At 62.6% G+C, this 26,105-nt stretch carries 20 protein-coding genes; 10 read left to right on the forward strand and 10 right to left on the reverse strand.

Features of this window, described 5'->3' with window-relative positions; translation table 11 throughout:
• Positions 1 to 189, forward strand: a 189-nt coding sequence (locus OSA81_11820) for a hypothetical protein (protein MDE0899697.1), incomplete at its 5' end; no start/stop codon positions are given.
• A gap of 147 nt (positions 190 to 336) precedes the next feature.
• On the opposite strand, the gene OSA81_11825 is transcribed toward OSA81_11820, so the two are convergent.
• From OSA81_11825 to OSA81_11835, 3 genes are read right to left on the reverse strand one after another with little or no spacing between them, the layout of a single operon-like run.
• Positions 337 to 3,417 carry a TonB-dependent receptor gene (locus OSA81_11825; GenBank protein ID MDE0899698.1) on the reverse strand — a complete coding sequence of 1,027 codons (3,081 nt, stop codon included), beginning with the start codon at positions 3,415 to 3,417 and terminating at the stop codon, positions 337 to 339.
• Positions 3,401 to 3,943 carry a hypothetical protein gene (locus tag OSA81_11830; GenBank protein ID MDE0899699.1) on the reverse strand — a complete coding sequence of 181 codons (543 nt, stop codon included), beginning with the start codon at positions 3,941 to 3,943 and terminating at the stop codon, positions 3,401 to 3,403. Before OSA81_11830 ends, OSA81_11825 begins: the two co-directional genes overlap by 17 nt.
• The gene (locus OSA81_11835) at positions 3,943 to 4,353 is read right to left on the reverse strand and encodes a DUF2177 family protein (GenBank protein ID MDE0899700.1); all 411 of its coding nucleotides are present in this window, start codon (positions 4,351 to 4,353) and stop codon (positions 3,943 to 3,945) included. The genes OSA81_11830 and OSA81_11835 overlap by 1 nt, the downstream gene beginning before the upstream one ends.
• Positions 4,354 to 4,746: 393 nt before the next feature.
• On the opposite strand from OSA81_11835, the gene OSA81_11840 reads away from it, so the two are divergent.
• Positions 4,747 to 6,129: a hypothetical protein gene (locus OSA81_11840; protein ID MDE0899701.1), complete on the forward strand. Its 1,383-nt coding sequence runs from the start codon at positions 4,747 to 4,749 to the stop codon at positions 6,127 to 6,129.
• 335 nt (positions 6,130 to 6,464) lie between these two features.
• Here the strand turns inward: OSA81_11840 and OSA81_11845 are convergent, their stop codons facing one another.
• Positions 6,465 to 7,394 carry a MerR family transcriptional regulator gene (locus tag OSA81_11845; protein ID MDE0899702.1) on the reverse strand — a complete coding sequence of 310 codons (930 nt, stop codon included), beginning with the start codon at positions 7,392 to 7,394 and terminating at the stop codon, positions 6,465 to 6,467.
• A gap of 162 nt (positions 7,395 to 7,556) precedes the next feature.
• On the opposite strand from OSA81_11845, the gene OSA81_11850 reads away from it, so the two are divergent.
• The 8 genes from OSA81_11850 (at position 7,557) to OSA81_11885 (ending at position 15,604) form a co-directional block, all read left to right on the forward strand.
• On the forward strand, positions 7,557 to 8,789 hold the full coding sequence (locus OSA81_11850) for an FAD-dependent oxidoreductase (GenBank protein MDE0899703.1): 1,233 nt from the start codon (positions 7,557 to 7,559) through the stop codon (positions 8,787 to 8,789).
• Positions 8,786 to 9,538, forward strand: coding sequence for a DUF1365 domain-containing protein (locus OSA81_11855; GenBank protein MDE0899704.1), 753 nt, complete (start codon positions 8,786 to 8,788; stop codon positions 9,536 to 9,538). The genes OSA81_11850 and OSA81_11855 overlap by 4 nt, the downstream gene beginning before the upstream one ends.
• Positions 9,539 to 9,546: 8 nt before the next feature.
• Entirely contained in the window at positions 9,547 to 10,809 is a 1,263-nt protein-coding gene (locus tag OSA81_11860; GenBank protein ID MDE0899705.1) for a cyclopropane-fatty-acyl-phospholipid synthase, read from the forward strand.
• The gene (locus OSA81_11865; GenBank protein MDE0899706.1) at positions 10,806 to 11,576 is read left to right on the forward strand and encodes a DUF1295 domain-containing protein; all 771 of its coding nucleotides are present in this window, start codon (positions 10,806 to 10,808) and stop codon (positions 11,574 to 11,576) included. The genes OSA81_11860 and OSA81_11865 overlap by 4 nt, the downstream gene beginning before the upstream one ends.
• A complete protein-coding gene (locus tag OSA81_11870; GenBank protein MDE0899707.1) occupies positions 11,573 to 12,586 on the forward strand; it encodes a cyclopropane-fatty-acyl-phospholipid synthase in 1,014 nt (337 codons plus the stop codon). Before OSA81_11865 ends, OSA81_11870 begins: the two co-directional genes overlap by 4 nt.
• Complete coding sequence (locus OSA81_11875) at positions 12,541 to 13,113, forward strand: SRPBCC family protein (protein MDE0899708.1); 573 nt, start codon at positions 12,541 to 12,543, stop codon at positions 13,111 to 13,113. Before OSA81_11870 ends, OSA81_11875 begins: the two co-directional genes overlap by 46 nt.
• A 213-nt stretch (positions 13,114 to 13,326) precedes the next feature.
• On the forward strand, positions 13,327 to 14,280 hold the full coding sequence (locus OSA81_11880) for a hypothetical protein (protein ID MDE0899709.1): 954 nt from the start codon (positions 13,327 to 13,329) through the stop codon (positions 14,278 to 14,280).
• A 4-nt stretch (positions 14,281 to 14,284) separates the two neighbouring features.
• Positions 14,285 to 15,604: a DUF5723 family protein gene (locus OSA81_11885; protein MDE0899710.1), complete on the forward strand. Its 1,320-nt coding sequence runs from the start codon at positions 14,285 to 14,287 to the stop codon at positions 15,602 to 15,604.
• A gap of 187 nt (positions 15,605 to 15,791) precedes the next feature.
• Here OSA81_11885 and OSA81_11890 read toward each other — a convergent pair whose 3' ends face one another.
• From OSA81_11890 to OSA81_11915, 6 genes are all read right to left on the reverse strand, one after another.
• Positions 15,792 to 16,625, reverse strand: a complete 834-nt coding sequence (locus OSA81_11890; GenBank protein MDE0899711.1) for a creatininase family protein — start codon at positions 16,623 to 16,625, stop codon at positions 15,792 to 15,794.
• Positions 16,626 to 16,633: 8 nt separating this feature from the next.
• Entirely contained in the window at positions 16,634 to 17,443 is an 810-nt protein-coding gene (locus tag OSA81_11895) for a creatininase family protein (protein MDE0899712.1), read from the reverse strand.
• Between the two features lie 491 nt (positions 17,444 to 17,934).
• Entirely contained in the window at positions 17,935 to 20,427 is a 2,493-nt protein-coding gene (locus OSA81_11900) for a zinc-dependent metalloprotease (GenBank protein MDE0899713.1), read from the reverse strand.
• Between the two features lie 468 nt (positions 20,428 to 20,895).
• The gene (locus OSA81_11905; GenBank protein ID MDE0899714.1) at positions 20,896 to 23,481 is read right to left on the reverse strand and encodes an alkaline phosphatase D family protein; all 2,586 of its coding nucleotides are present in this window, start codon (positions 23,479 to 23,481) and stop codon (positions 20,896 to 20,898) included.
• A 4-nt stretch (positions 23,482 to 23,485) separates the two neighbouring features.
• Positions 23,486 to 24,913: a sulfatase gene (locus OSA81_11910; protein ID MDE0899715.1), complete on the reverse strand. Its 1,428-nt coding sequence runs from the start codon at positions 24,911 to 24,913 to the stop codon at positions 23,486 to 23,488.
• Between the two features lie 214 nt (positions 24,914 to 25,127).
• Positions 25,128 to 26,105: hypothetical protein (locus OSA81_11915; GenBank protein MDE0899716.1), on the reverse strand; the 978-nt coding region annotated here is incomplete at its 5' end.

A 26,105-nucleotide genomic window follows, 5' to 3' on the forward strand; every position in this document is an offset into this window, starting at 1 on the left:
ATGGTGCAGGCGTGGGGCCGGACGTTGAACGCCGGTGCCCTGCTCCTGGCGATCGGCGGCGTCTTCCTCTACGGCTGGGCAGTGCCGGCCGGCGTCGCGGTACACCTAGTCTCGGTCGGGCTCCTCTTTCTCGGGTATCGTCTCAAGAAGCAGGGCGCAGGGTTGGTTGATATGGCGGAGACGCTCTAGAAGCGGGTAGCTGTGTATGTGTATGGCATGGGACGCATGGAAGCCTGAGCCGAGGGGATGATGCCGTGGGCGATAGAGACGAATCCGTATCGTCCACGCGTCCAGGGGTCCGGTTCCTGCAAGCCCGTGGTGGACCCACCAAGCCCCTCAGAACTCGATACTGAACCCGAACGTCGGTAGAAATCCCGATCCGTCAATCGGCATGACACGATTCGGATACGCCGGATTCTCCGTGTACGTGAAGCCCACGACGTTCTGGCGATTGAGAACGTTCTGGAAATCAACGTAGAACACCGCATTCCACCCTGCCCGGCTGAACCGTCGGTCTACGCGGAGGTCCAGGCGCACATAGCCCGGAGTTCGGATATCCCCGATTCGGTCCCAATCGGGGACGCCCCGCCCCGTGACCGCGTAGGACTCCTCCGAGGCCTGCAAATTCCACGGAGTCGTCGCGAGTCCGGAAAGCCAGCGGATCTTTCCTCCGAACTCCCATCCGCCGTCGGGTCGGAATCCTGAGGTGAGGTCGAGTGCATGTCGGCGATCCCAGGCCGAGGGGCGGAGGAGGGCGTCGCCCGCAGCAAAAGAGCTCTTCGACAGGGTATAGGCTCCGAGGAAGTAGAGACGGTCGAGCAGCTTCTGTTGAGCGAAGATCTCCAGCCCGTACGCACGCCCCGTCCCGTCGTCCGTAAGAGGTTCGGCTCCCACGAAGCCGTAGTCGCCACCCAGGTTCGGAAGCGCGATTCGAGGGTCGTCCCGGAAAATCGGGACACGGTCGTATTCCTTCCAGAAGCCCTCTGCTGAGAGGCGCAGTCCCGGCGTCGGAATCCACGACAGGCCCGTCGCGACCTGTCGATTTTTCTGCTGCCTGAGGCCGAGGTTCACCGGCTGTCCAGCTTCGGCTACGGATAACGAAAGAAGATTCGGTGCCTGGTGGAAGACGCCGGCGGCAGCCTGAAACGAGACATCCCTGCCTAGCGCCAGGCTCCCGGACACACGCGGCGACAGTGAGAATCCCGATTCCAGTCCCGTCACTTCGTCCGCACGGATCCCGGCACTCAGCGTGAGGCGGGTACCGATGTCGCCAGTGAGCTGAGCATGTGCGGCCAGCTTCCACGCCGTCGTCCCCGTATCCCAGGCCAGGTTCTCCGAGAGCGAACCGCCCGGCACCGCCCGCTGGAAGAGGCGCACATCCAGAGCGGCACGATCCGCATCCACACCGACGTGCATCGTCGCGCGATCACCGAGAGCCAGATCAGCTTGCACCGCAAGACGCGTGTCTCGTTCGAAACTCTCGTTCAGGAGGACCGGCGCCCCGTCCGAACCAGGGTCCTTGAAAGAATAATCGGTGCCCGACCAACTCGCGGTCGACGTTACATACCCTCCCGAGATCAGGCGGCGCCAGCTTCCGCCTACAGTCATGCTTTTCTGATCGTTGTCGATCACTCGTTCGAAGATCTCGAAGTTCGCGTAGTCGTCTCCATCTGTGGGAGCCACGATTCCGAAATTGTCGACCGCGCCGAGCCCGACGATGAGGAAGCGGTCTCGATCCGTCGGCTCAATCTCCACCCTGAACTGTCCATCCCAATAGTCGGGACGGATCGGAAGACCGAGAGCTTGAAAGAGGAATTGGAGATAGGAGCGGCGAACGCTGAACAGCCAGTTCGTATCTTCACCCGCAGGACCGTCCAGCGTAATGGCGGCTTCCGTCGCTCCGAGTGTCACGTCCCCGTGGATACCGTCGGAACTACCGGGTCTATTCTCGATGCTGAGCACCGAACTCATGGCATCGCCGTAGCGTGCAGGGAACGCCCCGGAGAGGAACTCCGCCTTGCGGATGAAGTCGACGTTGACGAGACCGATCGCACCACCGGACGCACCCTGTGTCGCGAAGTGGTTGATCTGCGGGACACGGATGCCGTCCAGTACGTAGGCATTCTCGCCAGGTCCACCACCACGGACGAGCAGATCGTTGCGGTTGTCGACCCCTCCGAGAACTCCTGGCAGAGACAGCAGAGTGCGAGAAATGTCGAGGAGCCCACCGGGTGTCCGCCGGAGTTCCTCATTCGACAGGATCTGAACCGAGGTCGGGGCGGCCTCAGGAATTTCAAAAGCGGGCGCGCCCACCACGAGACCCTGCAGTTCGATCGCCTGACGGTCGAGTCGGAACTCGACGTAGGTGGGCCGACTCGCTTGGATCACCACCTCGGCTTTCAGGGCGGATGCGTACCCAATGTACTCAAGCCGGATCGAGACGAGTCCCGGTGTCAGCCCCGCGACGCTGAACCGCCCATCGCCGTCCGTGAGCAACTGACTGCCGCTCGGAAGCACTGTGACCGTGGCACCTTGAAGAGGTCTCAGGTCCGCCGCGTCCATGACTCGACCACGCAGAGACGCCTCTTGGGCGGCGATCCCGACGGCGGCCCCGCAGACCAGCGCGCCAACAGCGATGCCGACTCGAGCAATGGACCGCGGAATCAGAGACAGAAAGATCAGGGTGCAGACGCCGGAGAGCGCCCAAGCGGGAACTGCGACCAGTGGAGCCTCAGCATTCCGTAATGCGATCCCGACCAGAGCCCAAGCGACGACCGGCAGGAAGACACTGACACCCCGGACCCGGCCCATGTATCCGCCCAGGGCCGTGGCCACCGTCATCATGATGACGGCCCAGATGGCCTCATCGATTCCGAATCCACTCCAGCGGTACGCGACTGCGAGCTGGAACGCGTTCGCGATCAAGGCAACGGAAATCCAAGACAGATAGAGACCGAACGGTAGTGCTACGAGGACCCGGTCACGACGAGACAGTCCACGAGGATCTCCCACCCGAATATGGATCGTGATCAGGTTCACGAGAAGCCCTACCATAAGCACGATCGCTGGCACGAAGAAGCTGAAGGAAAAGGCGACGACCCACCCCACGTTTAGGGCCGCGTTGACCGGCCACATCCAGCCTATCCGCACGTGGGGACCCATGCTCCCCCGACCTAGCAGCGCCAGGTCGACCACATAGGCGAACAGCCCCGTGTAGATCACGCTCCAGATGCCAAATACGTAGCCAGCGGGCAGGAAGGCAGACGGGTAACGATTGGCGATCGTGCCGATCGACTCTCCCGACAGAGCGCCTGACCCCGCAAGCGCATTGAGCCAGAGCACGATACCGAACGCTAGGGCACCTACTAGCGGGCGCAGTCGGTTTCCTCGAACAGCCAGGTTAGTCAGCAAGTTCATGCACCACGCCATCGACCAAATGGTTCTCGTGTTGGAACGCCGAGCCCACGAAGCGAACGAAGATGAAGCCGGCCTGACAGATGTTGGCGATTAACGCCGTGACGTACAGCGCGGGTGCGTTTCCGAAGGACACGCCCAGAACCACCGCGATCAGACTCAGTTGCTCTGTGACTTCGAGGAGCGCAACTACGCTCACGGCGAGGCGATCGGGATCGAAGGCCCCACGCACTGGCTTGTAAGCACTCACGAAGGAAAAGATTATGCCGTTGTCGAAGATCAGGAACGCAAGGGCGGCAAGACGCCACGCCAACCCGGCCTCGATCCCGTAGCCTGCCAGACCTACGGGAATCAATGCGGCGGCGACTCCTGCGACGCTGCTCGAGATTACGAGTCGCAGCCTGAAGAGGTCGTGAACTGCGGCCGCCACCTCGTCCGCACCTCGGCGAAGGACACTCACGAGAGCTGCGAAGCCAGCGAAGGTTGCGCAGATCTCTGCAAGGGACAGAAGAGTTTCGGTATTCTCCACTATAAACCACTCACCCCCAGGCTGCGCCCGATCAGCACACCCGCGCTGGCCGCCAAGGCAGTCACGAACGATCCCCACGCGATATCCATCAGCGCGACCCGCAGCGGAAAGTCACGAAAGACTGCCATCGCTGTGAGGTCGAACGTGGAGTAGGCAACAAGGCCGAGCAGCCCTCCGAGCAACGCCCCTCGGGTGACTCCATCCTCCTGGAGTCCCGGCAGAACCGCGAATACGAGGATTCCCACCAGGTAGATGGCGTAGAAAACGAGTCCTGGAGCGATCGAAAATTGCGCACCCATGAGGTGTCCGACCTCAGAGCGAAACAGATCGGCCGCGAAGAGTCGTAGCCACAGAGCTTCCGCGGCAAGCAAGATCCCGCCAGTTAGCAGATAGAGGAGTGGGATATTCATTCATGGTACTCCAAGGCGAGCCCTGAAGGCTCGGAAAGACGAGTTACTCTAATAACATGGACAAAGGCTAGACACAGTGCAAGGAACCTGCGTAATTAGTGAATATTTATTGGACAGGAGTGATACGGACATGCAGTTCGAAGCAATCCCTGAGGGCTCTTCAACACGCCTCGTCGAGACCGCGTTCTTCCCACTGACAGGCTTTCTCGGATGGCTGTGCTGGTGCAGGATCTATCCCCTGCACTCGCGAATTTTCAGCGACCTGGTCCATGCGATCGCGGCACGTGGGATCAGGCACGGTCTCGTGGCTTGTCCTTGGGTCTGACGCACCCGCGGATTGAGCTGACCCAAGCAGCTCCACTGAAACCGGACGGAGAGTGGGTCCTCTACTGGATGACCGCTTCTCGACGATTGGGCTGGAATCATGCCCTGGACCGCGCGGTTCAGACGGCACAAGAACTCGCGAAACCACTCCTCATTCTTGAAGCGGTCCGCTCCGGATATAGGTGGGCGTCCGACCGACATCACCGGTTCCTTCTCGACGGGATGGCGGAGCATTGGAACGCTCTCCGGGACACCCCGGTCGGGTACTACCCATATGTAGAACGCGGCCACCACGATGACCGAGGCCTGCTGTCGAGTCTGGCAGCCCTCGCCTGCTGCGTGGTGACCGACGACTCGCCGGTCCACTTCACCCGCGATCTCGTGAGCGCGGGCAGCAGGCTCCAGGGAGTCCGCGTCGAAGCCGTCGACAGCTGCGGGTTGCTCCCGATCCGGACCCCAGGGCGCACGTTTTCGGCCGCGTATCACTTTCGCCGCTATCTGCAACGAGAACTGCCCCGGCATCTCGGCGACGCTCCGAACCCCGACCCGCTCGCAGACGCAGGCCTCGTCCCATGCCCACCACTCCCGGACGACATCGCCGCACGTTGGCCCCCGGCCTCCCTAGAAGAACTCGAGTCCCACACCTTCCTTGTATCGCTACCGATCGACCACAGCGTGGCCGCGATCTCGAATCGGGGTGGCACAAAGCCCGCGACTGCTCGACTCCATCGTTTCTTGAACCAGTCGCTGTCGCGCTATGACTGCGATCGGAACCATCCAGACCTTGAGGCCGCCAGCGGTCTCTCCCCGTGGCTCCACTTCGGACACTTGTCAGCACACGAGGTCTTCCGTGCCGTCGCAGACCTCCAGAGCTGGAGTCCGCTGCGTCTATCCGAGGTCGCTGACGGACGGAGAGCCGGCTGGTGGGGGATGACGGTGGAGTCCGAGGCCTTCCTCGATCAACTCGTCACCTGGCGAGAGCTCAGCTACGGGTACTGCACGATGGTCCCGGACTACGACCACTATGAAACGCTCCCGGAGTGGGCTCGAAACACGCTTGAAGCCCACGCGTCCGACCTGAGGCCCTGGGTCTACGAACTCGACGAGTTGGAGAACGCCAAGACGCATGACGCACTCTGGAACGCCGCCCAGCGTCAATTGAGAAGCGACGGTATCGTGCACAACTACCTCCGCATGCTGTGGGGCAAGAAGATTCTGGAATGGACTTCCAGCCCGCAAGAGGCGCTCGAAGTCATGATCCACCTAAACAACCGCTGGGCGATCGACGGGCGGGACCCCAACTCGTACAGCGGGATCGCCTGGTGCCTAGGTCGCTTCGACCGGGGCTGGCCGGAGCGAGCGGTCTTCGGAAAGGTCCGCTCCATGACCTCGGACTCAGCGCGGCGGAAGATCCGCCTGAAGCGCTACCTCGAGGAGTGGTGCGGTCCCTGACGTGGGACAATGGACCCTGATAGGCGAGAGCGAACCGCCCCGGATCGCTTGCCCCGTCACTCGAAGTGATAAATCAAGAGCTAAAAAAGGGAAGATAAAAAAAGAGCCGCGATCAAGCCGAAACCTAAAAGGATACCGTGGCGGTCTTTCCGAGGACGTGACGGCAAATGGAGCGGGTGCGGGCTGGGGCCGAACCGGGAAATAATGGAGGCCCGTCCAGATCCCTGCGGACCGGGCTTCAGCCTGCGGGAGAAGTGACAACAGCCATGTCAGGCCACTGAGAAATGTGCCGACACCCGAAGGTCGGGTGACTTAGATGTTCGGCCGGAGGCGGCTCAGGTTAGAGCGCCCGACGGGGGAAACGGCAGATCTCCCAACCCGTCGTGTACCCAAACGCCGCTCGGGAGAGAATCCGCGGCAAGCAGCGAGGCAGCCCTACCGCCGATCAGGAGCGCAACGGACGGATCAAGCTGGTCACGAAGCGCGATGATCGCACGCTGCGTCTCGTCCAAGTGCTCGCGCCGAACAACACTGATCGCAACGGCGGAAGCCTCGACTCCCCGGGCAGCAGCCACGATCTCGGACACGGGAAGGTCCGTACCGAGATACTTCACAGTCCATCCCTGCAAGACTGCCGCAGTCGAAAAGATCCGTGCACCCAACCCATGTCGTTCACCGGGCAGCGTTGTAACCACCAAGCTGGGACCGTCCGGGGACCGTGATACGTTGATGAGGCGCTCGAGGACCTGATCCACCACCTCTGAGCCCAGATGCTCCTGTGCCGGAGACACTTCATCGTCCACCCACCCCTTGCCGATCCGCTCCAAAAGGGGCCCGACCACGTCACTCAGGAAGGTCTTCCCCCCCAGCGATAGCACTGCTCTCCAAAGCATCCGCTCCAGCCCTTCAGCGTCAAACGCAAGGACACGGGCATAGCCTTGCTCCACTTGCTCCGCTGGACCCCATGTGGATCCATCGGACGTACCCGGCGTGACGGCAACCCGATCTTCCATAAGGAGGGCCGTCGCGTCCTGCGGGGTAAGTGAAGCCACCATGCTAATCGACCGCCCCCCTTCCGTGAGCTCACGAAGTACGCCGAGCCTCTCGAGGTCGTAATCCGAATAAAGCCTTTGCCCTCCCTCCGATCTGGTGGGCTGCACCGCCTGGTACCGCCTCTCCCATGCGCGAATGGTTGCCGCAGTGAGCCCAGTGCGCTGAGCAATGACCCGTATCGGGTGGCGAGGCGTGTCGTGCGTGGATTTCATAGGCTAACAATAGCTTTCTGTTGAATTTCTGTCAAATATAATTGGTAGAATATCTTGACAATGCCGAACGTGCGCTTATTTTAGCTAAACAATAGTTAGACAACTATTTCGCAGCCTGGGCAAAACGCAACCCGCCGGGTCCGCCCCTCGCCAGGAATCGAAATGCGTATCGCGATCATTGGCAGCGGCGTCTCCGGACTCGTCGCTGCGCACATGCTCCACCACCATCACGACGTGACCGTCTTCGAGTCGCGATCGAAAATCGGAGGGCACGTAAGAACAATCGACGTGACGGGGCCCGCCGGTGAGCAGTTCGCAATCGACATCGGGTTCATTGTCTACAATGAGGTGAACTACCCGCTTTTCACGAGTCTGCTAAACAGTCTCGGAGTGGCGGGCCGTCCGTCCGAAATGAGCTTTGGCGTTCGCTCCGATCGTTCAGGGCTGGAGTACAGCAGTGCCAACGTGCGCTCGATGTTTGCTCAACCGGCAAACCTCATGCGCCCCGGCTTCTACAAGATGATCCGTGATATCCTGCGATTCCACCGAGAGGCACCTCCCGCGATTCGCAACGGGGCAGGTTCGATGTCGCTCGGTGAGTACCTCGTCTCGGCCGACTATTCACCTCGCCTCGCCACCGACTTCCTGAAGCCGATGGGATCGGCTCTCTGGTCCATCCCGCAGGGCCAAGTGATGGAGATGCCCGCCGAGTTCTTCGTCCGTTTCTTCGAGAACCACGGCATGCTGACGGTAAACGACCAGCCCGAGTGGCGCGTGATCGAAGGTGGATCCACTCGATACATCGAGGCCTTGGCGCAGCCCTTCCGTGACCGGATCCGGACGGGGACAGCCGTCAGGCACGTCAACAGAACTCTCAGCGAGGTCTCTGTAGACGGAGAGATGTTCGACGAAGTGATCTTCGCGTGTCACGCGGATCAGGCACTTAAGCTCCTTTCGGACGCCACGCCCGGGGAGCGTGAAGTGTTGGGGGCCTTGCCTTTCCAGGCCAACGACGTGGTCCTGCATACGGACACATCGGTTCTGCCCCGAGCACGGAAGGCATGGGCTTCCTGGAACTACCGCGTGGGTGCCACCGACGACGTCTCCGCGACCGTTACCTACAACATGAACCGCCTGCAGACGCTGGACTCGCCAACTACCTACTGCGTCACCCTGAACGACACGGCATCGATCGATCCTTCTTCCATTCTCCATCGGACCACATTCAGTCACCCCCACTTCACGCGCGACGGGATCGCAGCGCAGGCCAGACACGCGGAAATCAGCGGGCCGAACCGAACCCATTACTGCGGCGCCTACTGGGGCTTCGGATTCCATGAGGACGGCGTCCGCAGCGCTGTAGGCGTAGCGGAAAGGCTCGGAGGTGCGCTGTGAAGAGCTGCATCTACCGAGGGTCGGTCAATCATGAACGTGCCAGTCCGACGGGCCACTGTTTCCGTTACGACCTGTTTATGATGTACCTAGACCTGGATGAGCTCCCGGCTCTCTTCGATCGACACTGGCTTTGGTCAGCTCGCCGACCAGCCCCGGCGTGGTTCCGAAGGGAGGACTACCTGGGGACGGGACCCCTCGACGAGGCCGTGAGAGAGGAGGCCCAACGGCTTACCGGCATCCCGCCGATCGGGCCCATCCGGGTACTCACGCACCTTCGGTATTTCGGCTATGTAATGAACCCGGTCACGTTCTACTACTGCTTCTCCGAAAACGGAGATCGAGTGGACACGATCCTGGCAGAGATCACCAACACACCGTGGAACGAACGTCACACCTACGCGCTCCGATCGGAGCAAGGTGACACGTGCGGCACGCCCCATGAGTTCACGAAGGCGTTCCATATTTCACCGTTCATGTCGATGACACACGAGTACTCTTGGCGACTCAGCGACCCGGGAGAGCGGCTGCACGTGCACATGGAGAATCGGGAAGATGGGGAGAAGATTTTCGAGGTGACACTTCACTTGCGCCGACACAATATCTCGTCCGCGTCGCTCGCGTCGGCCCTGGGGTCTTTCCCCTGGGTGACAGCCCGAGTACTGGTCGGTATCTACTGGCAAGCTTTTCGCCTCTGGCTCAAGAAGACCCCGTACTTCGAACATCCGATCTCCCAGGGGGCAGACGCATGATCAGTGGAATGATCGAACGCACCGTTCGGGCGAAGATGACCGCACTCCCGCGAGGTCGGCTCACCGTGGAGTTGGACGGTTCCGTTGAGTCATACGGACCTGGCGGCCACCCGGAGGCCTCAGTCCGTGTGCGCGATCGTCGCTTCTTCAGAGCGCTCGCCTTCGGGGGACACATTGGAGCCGCGGAGTCCTACGTGCGCGGGGAGTGGGAAACGGACGACCTCACTGCCCTGGTTCGACTGTTCGCTGCCAATCGGAAAACTCTCGATGGTCTGGAGGCCGGACTTGCTCGGTTCTCCGAGCCCATTCTTACTGCGGCCCGCCTGCTTAACCGCAACACCCGGCGCGGCAGCGCGAGCAACATCCAGGCACACTACGACCTCGGAAACGACTTCTTCTCGTCCTTTCTGGATGAAACGATGACCTACTCCGCCGGAATCTTCCTGGAGCCATCGTCATCCATGAAGGAGGCGTCGATCGCCAAATACGACCGACTCTGCCGTCGACTTGGGTTGAGCCAGGATGACGACTTGGTCGAGATCGGGACGGGTTGGGGCGGCTTCGCGATCTACGCAGCATCGATGTACGGATGCCACGTCACGACCACGACGATCTCTCTCGAACAGCACGCCTTCGCGACCAGGCGAGTCGCTGAAGTCGGCCTCGAAGATCGAGTGACAGTCCTTCTGCGCGACTATCGAGATCTCGACGGCTCATTCGACAAGCTGGTTTCGATCGAGATGATCGAAGCGGTGGGTCACCAGTATCTCGACCTGTACTTCCAAACCTGCGCGAGGTTGTTGAAGCCTCAAGGGCTCGCGGCTATCCAGGCGATTACGATCCTCGAGGACTGGTACGATCCGGAGCAGCGGCAGGTCGACTTCATCAAGAAGCACATCTTCCCGGGTAGCTTTATCCCCTCCCTGGAGGCGATACGCGGCGCATCCATGCGCGCCGGGCTCGAACTGGCCGAGGAAGCAGACTTCACCTCACACTACGCGGAGACGCTGCGTCGCTGGCGGCTGCGATTCGAAGAGGATTGGGCGGCGATCGCCGCCATGGGATTCGATGAGCGCTTCCGTCGCTTGTGGGAGTTCTATTTCTGCTACTGCGAGGGCGGGTTCGACGAGGGCATCCTTCGCAGCAAACAAATCGTGTTGGGCCGTCCGGGGATTGTGGCCCAATGGCGGGGAGCGGTCGCGACGGACGTCACCAGCGCGGGCCCCACCGCCTTCTTGAACCAGTCCACGGCGTTGGAGCCCGCCCTATGATAGTGCTACTGCTACAGGGGTGGGGGTTGCTGGCCGTAGGCCTGGCAGTCCTATGGGTGCGGCAGTTGTACACCCAAGATGCGACCAGCGTAGACGTCGCATGGTCAGCGGGCCTGCTCTTCCTTGCGGGATTTTATCCCTGGTTCGTGGATGGAGACCTAGGACGTCGAGCACTGGTGGCGACACTGGGCGGACTCTGGGCCGGGCGGCTCGCTTGGTTCCTGTTCACGAACCGGGTTCGCGGGCACACCGAGGAAGACGGTCGATACCAAGCGATGCGTGCGCACCTTGGACCACGGGCCCCCGTCGGGTTCTTTGTCTTTTATCAGTTCCAGGCTGCCGTAGCCGTGCTCTTTTCGATCCCGATGCTCGCGGCCATGTCAGGAGGGGGCCTTGGCGTCACGGCCATGCTCGGCGTCGGTGTCTGGGTTGCGGCGGTTGGGGGTGAGTCAATCGCCGACGCTCAGCTGGCACGATTCAGAGCGGACCCAGCGAACCGAGGGCAGGTGTGCCGAGATGGCCTTTGGCGCTATTCGCGACACCCGAACTACTTCTTTGAATGGGTCCATTGGTGGGCGTACGTGCTCATCGGCGGAGGGGCGGTCCTCACGTGGGTCGGACCCGTTGCGATGATCGTCTTCCTCTTTCGGATCACCGGCATCCCTTACACCGAACAGCAGGCGTTGCGCAGTCGTGGCGACGCCTATCGTGAATATCAGCGGACCACGAGCGTTTTCGTGCCGTGGCCCCCCAGGGAGACATCATGAGAGAATCGATTGGAATCGACCTCGCAGAGCGTGGACTGATACCCCTTCCCGGCCTGCGGTTCGGTGTGCGACAACTGCTTCGCCAAAGAATCCAGGATGCCGCTGCGGGGCCAAACGTGGAGTCGTTCAAGCGAGAACTCGAAGGTAGTCCGCTGGCTATCGCAACGGACAAGGCCAATGAGCAGCACTACGAGGTTCCGGCGGAGTTCTTCGAGACCGTCCTAGGGCCGCGACTCAAGTACAGTGGAGCATTGTGGCCGGAGGGGACTGCCACGCTGGGCGAGGCAGAGAACGCGATGCTCGCACTGACCTGCGAGCGAGCCGACCTGCAGAACGGGCAAGACATCTTGGAGCTCGGATGCGGATGGGGGTCGCTCACGCTTTACATGGCAGAGAACTACCCGGACAGCCGGATCACCGCCGTTTCGAACTCGGCTCCGCAGAGGCACTTCATCGAGTCACGCGCACCCGACAACGTGCGTGTACTCACAGCCGACATGAACGACTTCCAGATCGACGAACGATTCGACCGGATCGTCAGTGTCGAAATGTTCGAACACATGCGGAACTACCGAGAGCTCCTGAGCCGGATCAGCGGCTGGATGAAGCCCGAGGCGCGCCTCTTCGTTCACGTCTTCTGCCATCGTGAGTTTGCCTACCCCTACGAAACCGAGGGAGAGGACAACTGGATGGGGCGGTACTTCTTCACCGGGGGGATCATGCCGTCGCTCGACCTCCTACCCCGGTTCGATCAGGACCTGGAAGCCGAAGAGCGGTGGGCCGTGGACGGGATGCACTACAGCCGAACGGCGAGAGCCTGGCGTGAGAATATGGAAGCCCGCCGCGATGACGTGCTGCGGATCTTTCAAGAGACATACGGAAACGACGCGCACCGGTGGTACCACCGGTGGCGCCTATTCTTCCTCGCGTGCGAGGAGCTATTCGGATACAGAGCGGGCTCAGAGTGGCTCGTGGGGCACTATCGATTTGCTCCGCGTTCAACGTCCTGATCAGCTTCGAGTCCAGCGGAGGGTCCAAGAAGAGGCACCTCCTGCGATGTACCCAGATCGTTCACGCAGATCTCCAAGAGGTGTTTGACTTCTTCGAAGACCCGATGAACCTGGAACGCATCACCCCTTCCTGGCTCCATTTCCATGTGCAGTCGGTCTCCGATGTCCCAATGCGCCTCGGCACAAGGATCAGCTATCGACTCCGATGGCAGGCCTTCCCCATGACTTGGCGCTCCCGGATTTCGGACTACGAGCCTGACTCCATGTTCTCGGACGAGATGCTCAGCGGCCCCTACCGACGTTGGTATCACCGCCACTACTTCGAAAATGTCGAGTCGGGTGTCCTCATGACCGACCTCATCGAATATGAGCTTCCGCTCGGCCCGCTCGGCGAACTCACGCACTCACTCGTCGTGCGATCCCAGCTCAAAGGCATCTTCGAGTTCCGACGGCTCGCGATCGAACGGATCTTCCCTGCCTCTCCCAATCTCCCTCTCGCTCAAGGAGATACCGACTCCCCCGCCTGATCCTACTCTGGGAGTTGTGGGGTCAGTTTCCATCGATTGCGTCGGTAGAACTCGCGCGCTTGCCTTATCTCACATTTCCCTGCTTCGTTCGATGATGGTCCCCGGCAAGAGCTGACTGGCCCAGACCACGGCACACCCGTTCATGAAATTTGGAGTCCTGAGATGCGCGCCTTGTGCTTACTCACAAGCTGTCTGTTCGTGGCAGCCTGCGAGATGCCAACCGAGCCCCCATTCGTCCAGCAGCGCTGGATCTTACCACTGGATGGCATCACCCTCGAGCAGGACGAGTTGCTCCCCCCCGACGTGACGATCGTCGGCGATCTGTACAATGTGGCAATCGACCCGGTCTCTAGTTCCCAGTCTCTGGGGGACCTCTGTCCAGAGTGCGTTTCCACCGGGTTCCCGGTTCCGGTACCCGCGTACCAAGGACAGGTAACTTCATACGCCCGGCTGCCTAGGGATGTGCTCGCCGCAGAGGTCCAGAGCGGGTCTGTCGATGTTACGATCAGCAACAACCTCTCGTTCGACCCGATCGCGGGGGGAGGGAGCATCACGATCACGGTAACGAGCGCCTCTGGCGGTGCGGTGCTAGGAACCCTCGTTCTGGAGTCCCCCGCAGATGCGCTTCCGCCTTCGTCCAGCATAGTGCGCACGTTGACCATACGAGCCGGAAGGTTAGCCGGCGCTATTAAGACCCGCGTTGACGTCGATAGCCCCGGGACCCAGACAGCCACAATCGATATCACGGACGATATCAGTGTCCGTGCGAATACGACGTCCCTACTGTTGAGCGAGGCTACGATCGACGTGGACGGGCTTTCAACATCCTTCATCGAGGATACCCTGGACACGGAGGACCTGGACGGTGCCCTGACCGACGCGATCGTCAGCGGCGCGGTCGTAATGAACGTGACGAACCCGTTCGGGCTCACCTTCTCAGGAACACTCGTCATTGGAAGCGTCGTCAAGAACCTTACGGTTCCAGCCGACGCGACTTCCACGGTTTCGCTGATCTACACGGGGGACGAACTCCGCTCGTTTCTGGGCTTCCCCGACATCACACTTTTAGGTGAGGGTACGCTCGGGGGCAGACGGGTGACGGTCTCAGCCGACCTTGACTTCATCATCAAGCCGTCGCTCGACGTGGTCATCGAGCTTGGAGGTTGATGGCATGAAGACGACGCGAAAGGCTCTGATTCTCTCCGTGCTCAGTCTTGCTGCCGCCATGGGCACGGCTTCGCAGGGCAATGCTCAGGTCACAAATGCCAGCGCTTCGACCTTGGCTCTGGCCGGCAACCACACTGCATCAGTTCGCGGATTCGGCGCTATCAGCGTGAACCCGGCAGGCCTCGCGATGCCTGGTTCAGGCTTCAGCCTCGCTCTCTTGTCGGGGGGAGGACGAGCGGGATTCGCCCCCGTCACCTTGTGGGATTTCGCCGAGTTCCAAGGCGCACTCGTTCCAACGTCCACCAAAGAGGCTTGGCTCAGCAAAATCATAGCCTCCGGTGAGGAGCAGGGCTCCGTCGGTGCCCAAGTCACATTGCTGGCCTTAACGGCTGGGAATCTGGGCTTCCAGTTATCGGCAACAGGGTCCGTAGATGCGACGATTCCGCCCGGTGTCGCCGAGGGCGTGCTGTATGGGAACGCGGGAAGGACCGGATCGGTCACCGACCTTTCGCTCACCGGCGCGACCCTCAAAGGCTTCGTGGTGAGCACGGCAGCTCTCAGCTACGCCCTTCCCCTGACAGACGCTCTAGCCCTCGGAGTGACCGGAAAATACATCCGTGGTCACGGTGTAGCAGTGGCTCGCAGTGTGGCCGGTGCGATCGAGAGCGGCCCAATTCGGGGCACGCTCGACTTCCAGGCAGCCACGACCTGCACCGATGACACGGATAGGCGGTGTGAGCAGGACTTCGCAAACGGCGGAAGTGGGTATGGATTGGACCTTGGAGTGATGCTGAACCTAGGTCGTATCACGCTAGGCGGGTCCATGCAGAACCTCGTCAACACGTTCGAGTGGGACACTAGAACGCTCAGCTATCGCCGGGGGGTGATCGACACCATGGAGGAGGAGGAGGAGGAGGAGGAGGAGGTTTCGTCTGCGAATAACTTCGACGAGCAGCTTTTCGCCAATGCTCCCGCCGACATGAAAACGAGTATCCGCGACTATGCCTTCCAACCCTCGTACCGGCTGGGCGCCACGCTCGACGTGACCTCCGCCTTGACCCTGACCGGTGATATTCACGGCGAACTAGGCGATGATGGAATCTCCCTAGGCCAACGCTCCCACGCCGGTGTAGGCGCGGAACTGCGGGCTGGGTTCGTCCACTTTCGCGGTGGTGTAGCCAAGATCACGGACGGAATGCAATACGGCGGTGGAGCTTCCCTTGTTCTCGGTCCCGTCAACCTGTCCGGGGCTGTGGGTCTGCAGCGAGGTGAAGAAAGGGAGACGGTTATGGGACAGTTTGTTCTCTCGTTCGGAAATCGTTGACCGGAGAAACCTCCTCTCGGGGTTGCCCCATGCCCACAGAAGGCCCAGGGAATGCTCTGTTTTGTCGCACAATTTTCGACTAAACGACCGAAACCCTACGCGCACCGGCGGCTGAGGGCAGTGAATCTCCGAGCGCTGCAGACCTTGATGGAAGTCGAACGGCGTTACGTCACTGGGCCCACCGTATCTAACGGCGGCGGCGGGGCGGAGCCTTGATCGCCTGGTACTGCTGAAGTGCAGCAACGACCTTGAAGTTGACCACCATGCGCCCGATCTCACGCGTGGCGAGCGTCGGGTCACCGGTCACGCCCGCATCTGGGCGTCCCCCAAAGCGATAGCGCCGATCGTTTCGAACGCCCTCGGCGAACACATACATCACGGCTGACGTATCAGTGATGCCCGCATGTGAACCGATGGTCTCCATGTCGTAGCCGTATTCGGCCCGCAGCCAAGCTCGGGAATACTCCTGACCCTTCTGGTAGTAATCGGTGAGTGCGAAGAGCTTGGTCCGGCCACCGTCCCACTCACCGTTCAGGCGCGTCGCGACTTCATCCATCCCGGCCTGATCTCCACCGCTGTCGGCGATGAAGATGATCTCGGTGAAGCCGTGTGACTCCAGACTCCGCGCTGCCGCCTCGAGCAGGTTGTTGTAGCTCGGTGAAGGGTTCGTTATAACCCCAGGCTTGTCTCCGAACCCCTCACGTTCGTAGCTGCCTTCGGGCACCCAGGCAACGGTCGGTGCAACGAGCACATCGCCCATCTCGCGAGCCATCTTTCCGGCAGCGAAGGTGATCACGTAGTTGTGCTTGCCCATTACCATGTGCGGGCCGTTCTGCTCCGTTCCCCCAATGGGTACGATGACCTTGGTCTTGCCCGCGGCCATCGCGTCGCGGATCTCGGTCCAGGTCATCTGCTCGATAAACGGGGCGCCGGTGTAGGTCTGCGCACCGAGCGTATCGGCCCCAAGGAAGGTCAGGCCGAGGGCAACGGCCGTGGTCACGGGAAGTCGTGTACGGATCATGGCTGTCCCTACCTGGAGGCGATGCTGGATCGAATCTGAGCGAGTGCGTTGTCGATCTTGATGCGGAGTTGGACCTCGCCGAGGGCCGCGGTCGCCAGGGATGGGTCCCCACTCACGCCGGACCCTTCGAAGCCGCCATCCGGTGCGGCTGCGTCCATGCGAACGTGATTCGGATTCACAAAAAGCATCTGTGACGTGTCCAGTAGGCCCGCGTGAGTCCCAACCTGGTCGACAGTGAAGCCCAGCGACCGCATGTGCGCGTTGATGTCTCCGTTACTCTTAGCATAGTAGTCACCGATGAAGTGAGCACGGACTCCGGTGCCCGCCCACTCCTCATTGAGCTGATCGGTCACGGCACTCATGCCACCCTGATTGCCACCCGAATCTCCGATGAAGGCGATGTCGGTGAATCCGCCCGCGGCATGGCTCTTCGCCGTATGAACCAGCAGGTCCCGGAACCACTCCTCCGGGAGCGTGATCGTCCCGGGCATTCTCATGTGACCGGTCGGCTCGTCGCCCCAGCTGCCTTCGGGCACGTACGTCATGATCGGCGAGACCAAAGTGTTGCCGAGCACACGCGCCACCTCGTCCATGGTGTACTCCATAACGTACCTGTGCTCACCCATCACCATGTGTGGACCCTTCTGCTCCGTGCCTGCGGTGGGGATGATGATCGTCGTGCCGCCGTCCGCTATGCGATCGCGGATCTCCTCCCAGGTCAGTGCCTCGATAAACACCGAGCTTGGTGCGGACTGAGCTGCGAGGGGGGCTGCCGACAGTCCCAGGAGGACCAGCGGGAAAAGCCTTCTTAGGTTCATTAATCTCATCTCCAAGGGGCCGGCTATCGAGAGGTTCCGGATCCTGAACACGCTGATACTGCGCTCGTCGGATCGGGCAAAGTCGACGACCCCAAAAGTCCGACACCATCGCGAAAGGGGCAAGCGGTGACGCACAGGGGAGGCCACGGAAGGCTCTCCTCTCGCGGTAAGCTCGGGAATCGGGTCGACACAGCTGGAAAGAAGTGCGCATTCGCATGACGACCAATCCCGAGGAACCGACGTTCACCATCCTGATGCTGGCGCGCGCGCCGCCGATGTTCTCGATCCACCAATCCTAGTGTGCAGGGCCACCGGGACGGGAGTCACGGTCCAAGACCGTCAGCGGAAACCGATCGAGACTATCTGAGATTTCGGCACCTCAAGAGGAAACACGAAACCCCCACCGCACGGACGTGCACCGGGGGCAACATGTTGTCCAATCCAGGGGGCCGGCTATCGAGAGGTTCCCGATCCGGCACACGCGGATACTGCTACGGCCACGGCAGCGGAATCTGGATCACACCCGTCCGCAGCGCTGGCACCTCGCCGAGCCTCAGGTACCGATCGATCTCACGAGCTGCCCGACCGCGGTGCGCTTCGTACCCTGCGTCCTCCCCACCGGCCGGTGCGTCGGTGAGGCTCTCTGCCAGCCGCCCCAGGTGTAGCACAGCCCCGTCCCGAACCTCCGACGTGGCCTGATCGTCGATGGCCAGCGTGAAGAGACCGTCGAGCACGGAGCGCTCCGCGGCTCGGCGGTACAGGCCCGTCGATCCCGCGCGGCTCCCGGCCGCACCCCACGTACCATCCACGAGCGTGCCCAGGACTTCATCGAGCGAAGGCAACTCTGCGTCCTGGCCGTGTAGCGCGACCACCCGGGCCATCCGTTCGCGGTGGAGCAGGTTGTCGACGACCTCCTGCGCGAAGCTCCGCGCGACTGCGAACGGGTCGAAGGCGGACCCAGCCGGTGATTCGATCCAGAGTGCATGCGACCCGACGGCCGGCGGTAGCGACACGCCCGCCGGATTGACCCATCCTGCCGGCTCGCGGAAGCCCGGCGGTGGGGGCGGGATGAGGGCGGGGATGTGGTCCGGCACTTCCAGCTCCTCAGGTGACAAGACCTGAAGCACACGCTCCAGCGCCTCTCGCTGGCGGGCGGCGGGGACGATCCGTGTCGGCTCCTGCCCGTCACCGCGGAGAGCGAAGCGGTACTGCATCCCCCCCACGTATTTGACCAACCCCTCCATCGCATAGCGGTGGTGTAGATAAACGTGCGCGAAGCGGGCGTTGAGCCAAGCGAGCGGCTCACCGGGCCGGACGGCGGCCTCGTCGAAGTGGCGAAGGGCTTCACGCCGCACCGTCAGGGCGCCATCGAGGGACTCGAACATCGTCTCCCCCACGACCCACCGGCTGACCTCCGCGTACGAGTTCGAAACGGCTCCGTCGGACATGGAGACATGCCCCCGGTCAATCGCTTCCTGCACGATCTCGGCGAGCCCGGCCGCCTCGGCCTCGGGTGTCGGGAACCAAGTGTAGGCGTAGCGGACGCTCAGCGTGTCGCTCCACCCGCCCCCCTCCCGGTACGCCTCGGAGATATCAAACCGACCCTGCCCGTCGACGTCGATTTGCGGGAACGGGTAGTCCATGACCGACGACCGGCCCTGGGCCGCGGCGATGAAGTTGTGCGGAAAGCCGATGGAGTGACCCACCTCGTGGGCCGCGAGCTGCCGCCGGCGAGCCATTGTGAACTCCTCAGCCGTGAGCTGTGGCTCCGTGCCCGTCGCGTCGTAGACCGGCATCAGCCCCATGTAGAGGTTGAAGTCGGTGTGGGAGCGGTGCGAGTCCATGCGAGGCATGCTGACCAGGATCTCTCCCGTGCGCGGATCACTGCGCCCACCACCCGTCGATGGGCCGGGCACGCTCCGGTTCACTAGCTGGACCACCGAGTAGCGCACGTCCATCGGGTCGGCGTCGGCGGGCAGGTCCCTCACCTGCATCGCATTGCGCCATCCAGCCGACTCGAAGATCTCGGTCCACCAGGCGAGGCCCTCCCGGTAAGCGGTGCGGTACGGCTCGGGGGTCGCCCGGTCGAGATAGAGAACGATCGGCTCGATCGGCTCCACCAAGTCGCCGCGCAGGTAGGCCTCGGGGTCGGTCGGTTCCAGGCGATAGCGGTTCGTGTAGCGCAGGCGATAGTCGCCGTCGAAGCCCTGGCTGTAGTCGTGCAGGACCGTCGAAGAGTTGCCCGTCCGGGGATCGAACGCACGCAAGGGCATCGGCTCGTCCGGAAGAGCCATGAAGGAATGGTGCTGCTCGAAGGTGATCGCGCGGCCGTCGGGCGCGTGTCGCGCCAGCTCCGGGTGCAGCGCATCCGAGGCGAATGTGAGCACCGTGCGGATCTCCGTGTTACGCGGATACGCGGCCGTGTTCGAGGCGTCGACGTACCCCCGATCCTGCTCCAGCCGGAGCTCACCGAGGCCGGCGCTACGGACCGTGCCACGCACGTCGACCACGTCGGCGAGCAGGAAGTCGGTCGCATCCACCACCAGCCGACCGCCCGTGGCGTCTTCGATGGGAAACGAGGCCAGCACCGACACCGGGAAGCCCTTCTCCACCCCTTCGATCTGACCGGCGTCCCCGTTGCCTGCCGTCATTATCACGTTGCGCTGAATCATCACGACACGCGGTCCGTGCCTCTCGAAACGCACCACCGCCTCATCTCCCCCGGCACCCCCATCCAGACCGAAGACGCGCGTTGAACCCAGCCCGGTTGCCAGCGCGTTCAGGTAGAGTACGTCCTGCCCGAGTGTGGGAAGTGTGAGAAGGACACGGCCGCTTTCCTGGTCGACGCTGACAGGCATGAAGGGCTGCTGGGCGTGGGCGGTCGTCGCGCTGGCGGCAAGCACGAGGGCAGCAAGCGCGAGGGTGCGTGCGGCGGGACGGCCGACGAGGGCGTGACCGAGGACTGGATGGACAAGACGCATCATCGACGTGGGCTCCGGGTGGCGTGGGGTGTGCCTGAAGGGAGGGGTCGAGCCGGTTAGGGACAACCCTGCCCGGGGGTTGGATCCTCATGACAGCTGGAAAGAAGTGCGCACTCGCATGACGACCGATCCCGAAGAACCGGTATTCACCATCCTGATACTGGCGCGCGCGCCGCAACTCGTGCCCACCTCGGCCGACTCCTGGCTTCAGCGCTCACGAATGGTCCGTGAGACTAGTGGAGTCCCGCATGCTCAGAATACTCTGCCTGGTGACGGCTGGTACCGCCTTAGACGCGGCCTTTGCCAGCACTATGGCATACGGGGTCCGTGTGGCTGGAAGCCCGTTCGGCCGGGGGAGGGACCAGAGCACCTGAATGTGGCAACGATAGAACTGCAAGAAGTGGTGAACCAGCCGGGTATCAAAACGGTGACGCCGAGGTAGCGGTGGGAGAAGGAACGCCTCCTTCGGTATTAGCCCGTGAAATCGAAGTCGAGGCTCCCCACACCCCACTCGGTAATATTCACTCGACGCTCCAGCCATCGACCCCGGAGGGTGTCGCCAACCCGAACGACGTGCGGCGCAGCCTCGAAGACAGGGGGGGTGAATTCCGTTCCACGGATCCGCCGGGCATAGATTAGTGCGCCGGAGGCGGAACGAACTTCGACGACAGGATCCTCCACCCCACGCACCCGCACGGTCGGGAGTGTTCCTGCAGGCCTCCGGCCGTCGCCGCTGTCGCGCGGCACGGTCATTGGCCAGCCATCATACTGTTGGGCCCCCGGCCCCTTGGGATCCACCTGCCGGGGCCAGCATTCGAGCTTGATCCGCTCCTCGGCCTTGTCGAACGTCACAATGCCGTACCCGGTCACCCGATCTCGTAGAATTGCGGGTTCCAAACCCGTTGCCCGCGGGTTCGCGGACGCATGGACCGTGACCCGGTTCCCGAACGCGTCAAAGTAGTCGCCAGTGTACTGCGGGCCTCCCTTCTCGAGTGGAGCCTTCCGGAGGCCGTGTGGCGGCCACCAGCGACGGGGCCAAATGTTGTTGAGCGCAGGCCCCGTGAAGCTGAACCCGGCATCGCCGAAGTCATCAAGTCCGTGCCGAACGATCGTGGCCAGATGCTGGTCTCCCGCGATGTGGAACGCTGCGCAGCGACGCAAGATCCGAAGCGCCTCATCGCGATGGGCTGCGGGCCAACCGTTCGAGTCCATGTCGGCCGCCAGCTTGTCTCCCTCCACGTACTGGCCGGGTCGGGGCATGGGCAGCGACGGCAGTACTGCCCCACTCATCGCGTCCTGCGGAATCGTGTGGACCGCCGCGAAGTTCGTCTGGGAGAGCGCGACCTTCATGTACGTCGCACCGCTCCAGTCCTCGGCCCACTCCTCCAGAAACGCCATCTGGCGTCGTCCCAAGAGTTCGGCGTTCGGCGGATCGCGGTGGTCGCGAACATCGAAGTCCGGGTTCTGGATCCAGCCGTTGAGGACCCGAGCCTCAGCGGGAAGGACGTTGGCCGGCGCCGACTTGAACTTGCGGTCCTCGAGAATCGCGAAGCTTACCCCCCCGTAGTCCCATCGTGTGTAGTACACATCGATGCCCTGCTCGACCGGGGTGGGATCGTAGGGGTCCGGAAGGTGGCTCGTCTGTGTCACCTGGACAGCGTTGACCCACTCGGCCGGCATCTTGTAGCCGCCCTGGTCCTGCGCTAACGCGCCCCACCCGTTTTCGGTCGGAGCGTGCCGACCCCCTTCGCCCCAGACGTTCCCGTGATAGACGTCGTGATCGTCCGGGATGAAGGCCACAGGCACGTGTCGGAAGAGGTCCCGATACGACCACCCGAACATGTACCACTTGTGGAGCATGTCGAGCGTGGCGACCTCGACCGAGTCCGTCTGGATTCCGAAGCCGCCCGATCCTTCGTAGAACTGATCGCCGAGGAACAGCGCGAGGTCCGGGCGATGCGCCAACACGTGCTCGACGACCTCACCGTCAGGGAAGCCGTGATCGGCGTTGCAGCTGAAGACCGCAGCTTTCAGAGGCTCCATCGCACCGGGCTCAGCCGCGATCGTGCCATGATATGTGAAGGACCGTGGACCACTCCCGAGCGGGACCTCCAGGCGCAGCCGATACTCCGCCGCGCTCCCGGCGTCCCACCCCTCCACTCGGAAACGCGCGGTTCGCGATAGTGGGTCGATCGAGGCTGCATCCACAGTCGTCCAAGAACCGGAAGACATGCGGACGTCCAGCCGACACCGTAGCCCCGGAATCTCTTCGATCGGGGCGAGTTGGGCTGTCAATTTCAAGATTCCGCGGTGCAGCGTATACTGCGCAAACATGATGGGCCCGAACGCAGCGTCCTGGTTCGCAACGAGCCCGGGCCCGGACAGGATCCAGCGGTCGAACACCGCGCCGGTTCCCGAACCACCCGGATCGACGTGGCTGAGAAGTGCACAGTTCCCGAGCAGCTCCGAAGACGCGACGTCACGCACGAATGTGGCCAACTCGGGTCCGCCAACATGCGGTCGGGCAACCAGCGACACCCGGGCGTCCTCTCCCACAGGGATCACCGTCACCTCCAGTAGTACACGATCCCTGCCCTGCAGCGCCGGCGCTGATCTCCGATCTCCGATCAGAAACGCTCCGGCCCCATCGACTCCAACGTCGAGGCCCACGCCGTGCACCGCCGCCGAGCGCACGTCTTCGACGCGTCCCTTCAGGCCGAGTCGAAACCCGGCCACGGAAGTAGCGTCGACTCCGGGCCCTGACCCGAACCGTATCACATCGACGGCGGTCGTGAATTCAGGTCTGGACACCGTGTGCGTCAGACAGTGCAGCGTGCGATCCCGGGCGCGAACCCCACAGACGAGCTGTCCTCCCCGCACACTCCAGTCCTGGAGTCGATTCCCCCAGTACTCCGGCCCAGCCCAGCGAACGTTTGGCCATTCGTGCCACTCGCTGGCGAAGCCGACATCCTGCCCTGCCACCGGTACCGACCGTATCAGCTGTTCGGACCCGACGGCCGCCAGCATGAGCAGCTTGAGGCTTTCGCGACGATCCATCAGGTCACCCTCCGGGCCGATACTGCGGGTTGAGTCGGGTCGGGACGAAGGCATCCGTGTCGGTCCACCAGAGCTCGAGCGCCGTCCTCAGTTCGTCCGTCAACTCGGACTCCCGAGCAGAAAGGTCATTCGCCTCGGACGGGTCGGCATCGAGATCATAGAGCTCCCAGCGGTCGTCCTCGAAGAAGTGAATCACCTTGTGACGTCCACGCCGGAGAGCGCTCGCGGGTGCCGTCCGCCATGCGCCCGGCACCGAGCGATCCGCCTCGAGGTAGGCCGGGAAGTGCCACATCAGATCGCGCGGGGCCGACTCTCCCGAGCCCGTCAGTGCCGGAACGAGACTCGCGCCGTCCGAGGGTTGGCCAGAGGGGAGGGGTGCCCCGGCCAGCTCCGCCAACGTCGGGAAGATATCGACACCCGTGACCGCCTCCGACGATATCGAGCCTGCCTCGATATGTCCGGGCCAACGGACGATTAAAGGCGTTCGGATCCCTCCTTCGTAGAGCATCCCCTTCGAGCCCCGAAGCGGCGCCATGGATGTCACCGGCCCGAAGCCCCCGTTGTCAGAGGCGAAGATCACGACCGTTTTCTCGGCCAAATCCAGTCGCTCGAGCGCATCGAGAATCCGACCCACGCCATCGTCCAGGCTCTCGAGCATCGCTGCGTAGGTCGGGTTCGCGTGCCCGTCTGCCGGAGCCTTGTCGCGATACCGATCCGTGATCTCCGACTTCGCCTGGATCGGTGTATGTACGCTGTAGTGCGAGAGATAGAGGAAAAACGGGTGGTCCTGCTCCCGCTCAAGGAAGCCAATACTCTCGTCGACCAGCCGGTCAGGCAGGTACTCACCTTCCTCACCCTGCCCGAGCCCAGGGATACTCTGATCCCCACGGGCGTAGGGGAAGAAGTAGTCGGGCGGCGCTCCGCGGGCGTCACCGGCGATCGACCAAGTGAACCCCTGATCGCGCGGCAGCGCACCCTCGCCACCCAGATGCCACTTGCCAACGTGCCCCGTCGCGTAGCCAGCCTCGGCCAGTACCTCGGCGATTGTCACCACCTCCAGGGCGAGTATCGTCTCGTTGTCGACCGGCACAAGCGCCCGCGCATAAGCGGGGCCCCGAGCCGCCGAGCCGACCGTGTAGATCCCTGTGCGCGGTGCGTACTGCCCAGACAAGAGCGCCGCCCTGCTGGGCGCGCAGTTGGGGGCGTTAGCATACGCGTCGGTAAAGCGCATGCCCTCCTGTGCCAGCCGATCGACATGGGGCGTTTCGTAGTAACGACTCCCTTGGACACCAAGATCTCGCCACCCAAGATCATCCGCGTAGATCAGGACGATGTTTGGGGGAGCAGTGGGCGGCGGAGCAAAAAAACACCCAGCGCAGGCGAGCGTGACAGCGAGAGCGCCCACCGGCCGCATCAAGATCAGGTCATACATAGGACCTGGTTGCCAAAGATAAGGACGCGGGAAAGTAAGGTTGTGCAAGGGCCACCGCACGACGAAGTGGCGAGAACTGAGCGGGGACACTCACTGCTGCAGGGTTCCCTATATATGTCTGCCGGCGCGTCGCGCAGGATCCGGCGAAGGCACGCGTGGTGTGCGCAACGGACGACCAAGCCGGCGACGGTCCTACTGCCACTTCGCCCCGTTTTCACCCGCCCAGGCGGCGGGTCACGACGAAGCGGGTGCCCTCTGCGTTCACGTCGTACTCCGGGTTGTATGACGTCATCATGTTGTCCGCGCCCATCCCGACCTGCTGGCCGGTGAAAAGACGTTTGGGCTCTTCAAACGTGAAGCCGCCCTCGTCGCTGAAACGCGCGACCAGCAGGTCGTTCCCCTGCCAGAAGAAGAGCTCGCCGTTGCTCCACTTCGGCCACGTGCCACCGTCGGTCGACACCTTCCACCTTGCGTCCGAGGCCGGGAAGGTCGAGACGTAAATCTCCATCTGGCCGTCCTGGTCCGACTGGTACGCGAGGAACCGGCCATCACGAGAGAGCCTGGCCAGCGCTTGGATCCCATCGTCGCCGACGACCACCTCGGTCTCCCCCGTCACGACGTCGACGGACCAGAGGTCACGCGCCTGCGTTTCGGGGTTGTTGGTATGGAACACGACCGTCGAGGCATCGGGTGTCCAGGACGGATACCACTTGTGCATGCCCTCGCTCACGATCAGCGGCTCATCTCCACCCGTACCGTCCGCGGAGCGGATAAACAGGTCCGAAACGCCCTCGGGTTCCTGGATCGAGTACGCGATCCGTGACCCATCGGGGGACCAAATCATGTGGCGCTCGAACCCCTCGTTCGACGTGAGCCTCGCGCTCCCCGTGCCCTCCAGGATGTAGAGGTGGTCGGTCTCGCCCTCGACGGCTCGCCCGCGCACGGCTACCCGCTCGCCGTCCGGCGAGATCGACGGGTCGAGAATCGAGTTCATGCGCGGGCCGATCGACTCCAGCACGGTACCCGACCGGTCGACCCAGGCGAGTTGTTGATTTGTGTTGGACGCGACGTCGTCGGGGGCGTCTCCTCCGCAGGCCCCAAGTCCAAGGAGGAGAAGGGTCGTGGGGACGAGACGCGCTGGGAGGTGTGGCTTCATGGTCTCTTTCTCGATGGAGGGTGACGCGGGACCGCA

It is taken from the genome of Longimicrobiales bacterium (assembly GCA_028823235.1).
In the GTDB taxonomy this organism is placed as follows: Bacteria; Gemmatimonadota; Gemmatimonadetes; order Longimicrobiales; family Gaopeijiaceae; genus UBA2589.

Bases quoted from the DNA above. Each gene is read 5' to 3' on its own strand.
- OSA81_11825 (MDE0899698.1), bottom strand. From the start codon at position 3,417: ATGAACTTGCTGACTAACCTGGCTGTTCGAGGAAACCGACTGCGCCCG.
- OSA81_11850 (MDE0899703.1), top strand. From the start codon at position 7,557: ATGCGTATCGCGATCATTGGCAGCGGCGTCTCCGGACTCGTCGCTGCG.
- OSA81_11835 (MDE0899700.1), bottom strand. From the start codon at position 4,353: ATGAATATCCCACTCCTCTATCTGCTAACTGGCGGGATCTTGCTTGCC.
- OSA81_11845 (MDE0899702.1), bottom strand. From the start codon at position 7,394: ATGAAATCCACGCACGACACGCCTCGCCACCCGATACGGGTCATTGCT.
- OSA81_11880 (MDE0899709.1), top strand. From the start codon at position 13,327: ATGCCAACCGAGCCCCCATTCGTCCAGCAGCGCTGGATCTTACCACTG.
- OSA81_11885 (MDE0899710.1), top strand. From the start codon at position 14,285: ATGAAGACGACGCGAAAGGCTCTGATTCTCTCCGTGCTCAGTCTTGCT.
- OSA81_11905 (MDE0899714.1), bottom strand. From the start codon at position 23,481: ATGGATCGTCGCGAAAGCCTCAAGCTGCTCATGCTGGCGGCCGTCGGG.
- OSA81_11910 (MDE0899715.1), bottom strand. From the start codon at position 24,913: ATGTATGACCTGATCTTGATGCGGCCGGTGGGCGCTCTCGCTGTCACG.
- OSA81_11860 (MDE0899705.1), top strand. From the start codon at position 9,547: ATGATCGAACGCACCGTTCGGGCGAAGATGACCGCACTCCCGCGAGGT.
- OSA81_11840 (MDE0899701.1), top strand. From the start codon at position 4,747: ATGACCGCTTCTCGACGATTGGGCTGGAATCATGCCCTGGACCGCGCG.
- OSA81_11870 (MDE0899707.1), top strand. From the start codon at position 11,573: ATGAGAGAATCGATTGGAATCGACCTCGCAGAGCGTGGACTGATACCC.
- OSA81_11890 (MDE0899711.1), bottom strand. From the start codon at position 16,625: ATGATCCGTACACGACTTCCCGTGACCACGGCCGTTGCCCTCGGCCTG.
- OSA81_11895 (MDE0899712.1), bottom strand. From the start codon at position 17,443: ATGAACCTAAGAAGGCTTTTCCCGCTGGTCCTCCTGGGACTGTCGGCA.
- OSA81_11865 (MDE0899706.1), top strand. From the start codon at position 10,806: ATGATAGTGCTACTGCTACAGGGGTGGGGGTTGCTGGCCGTAGGCCTG.
- OSA81_11900 (MDE0899713.1), bottom strand. From the start codon at position 20,427: ATGATGCGTCTTGTCCATCCAGTCCTCGGTCACGCCCTCGTCGGCCGT.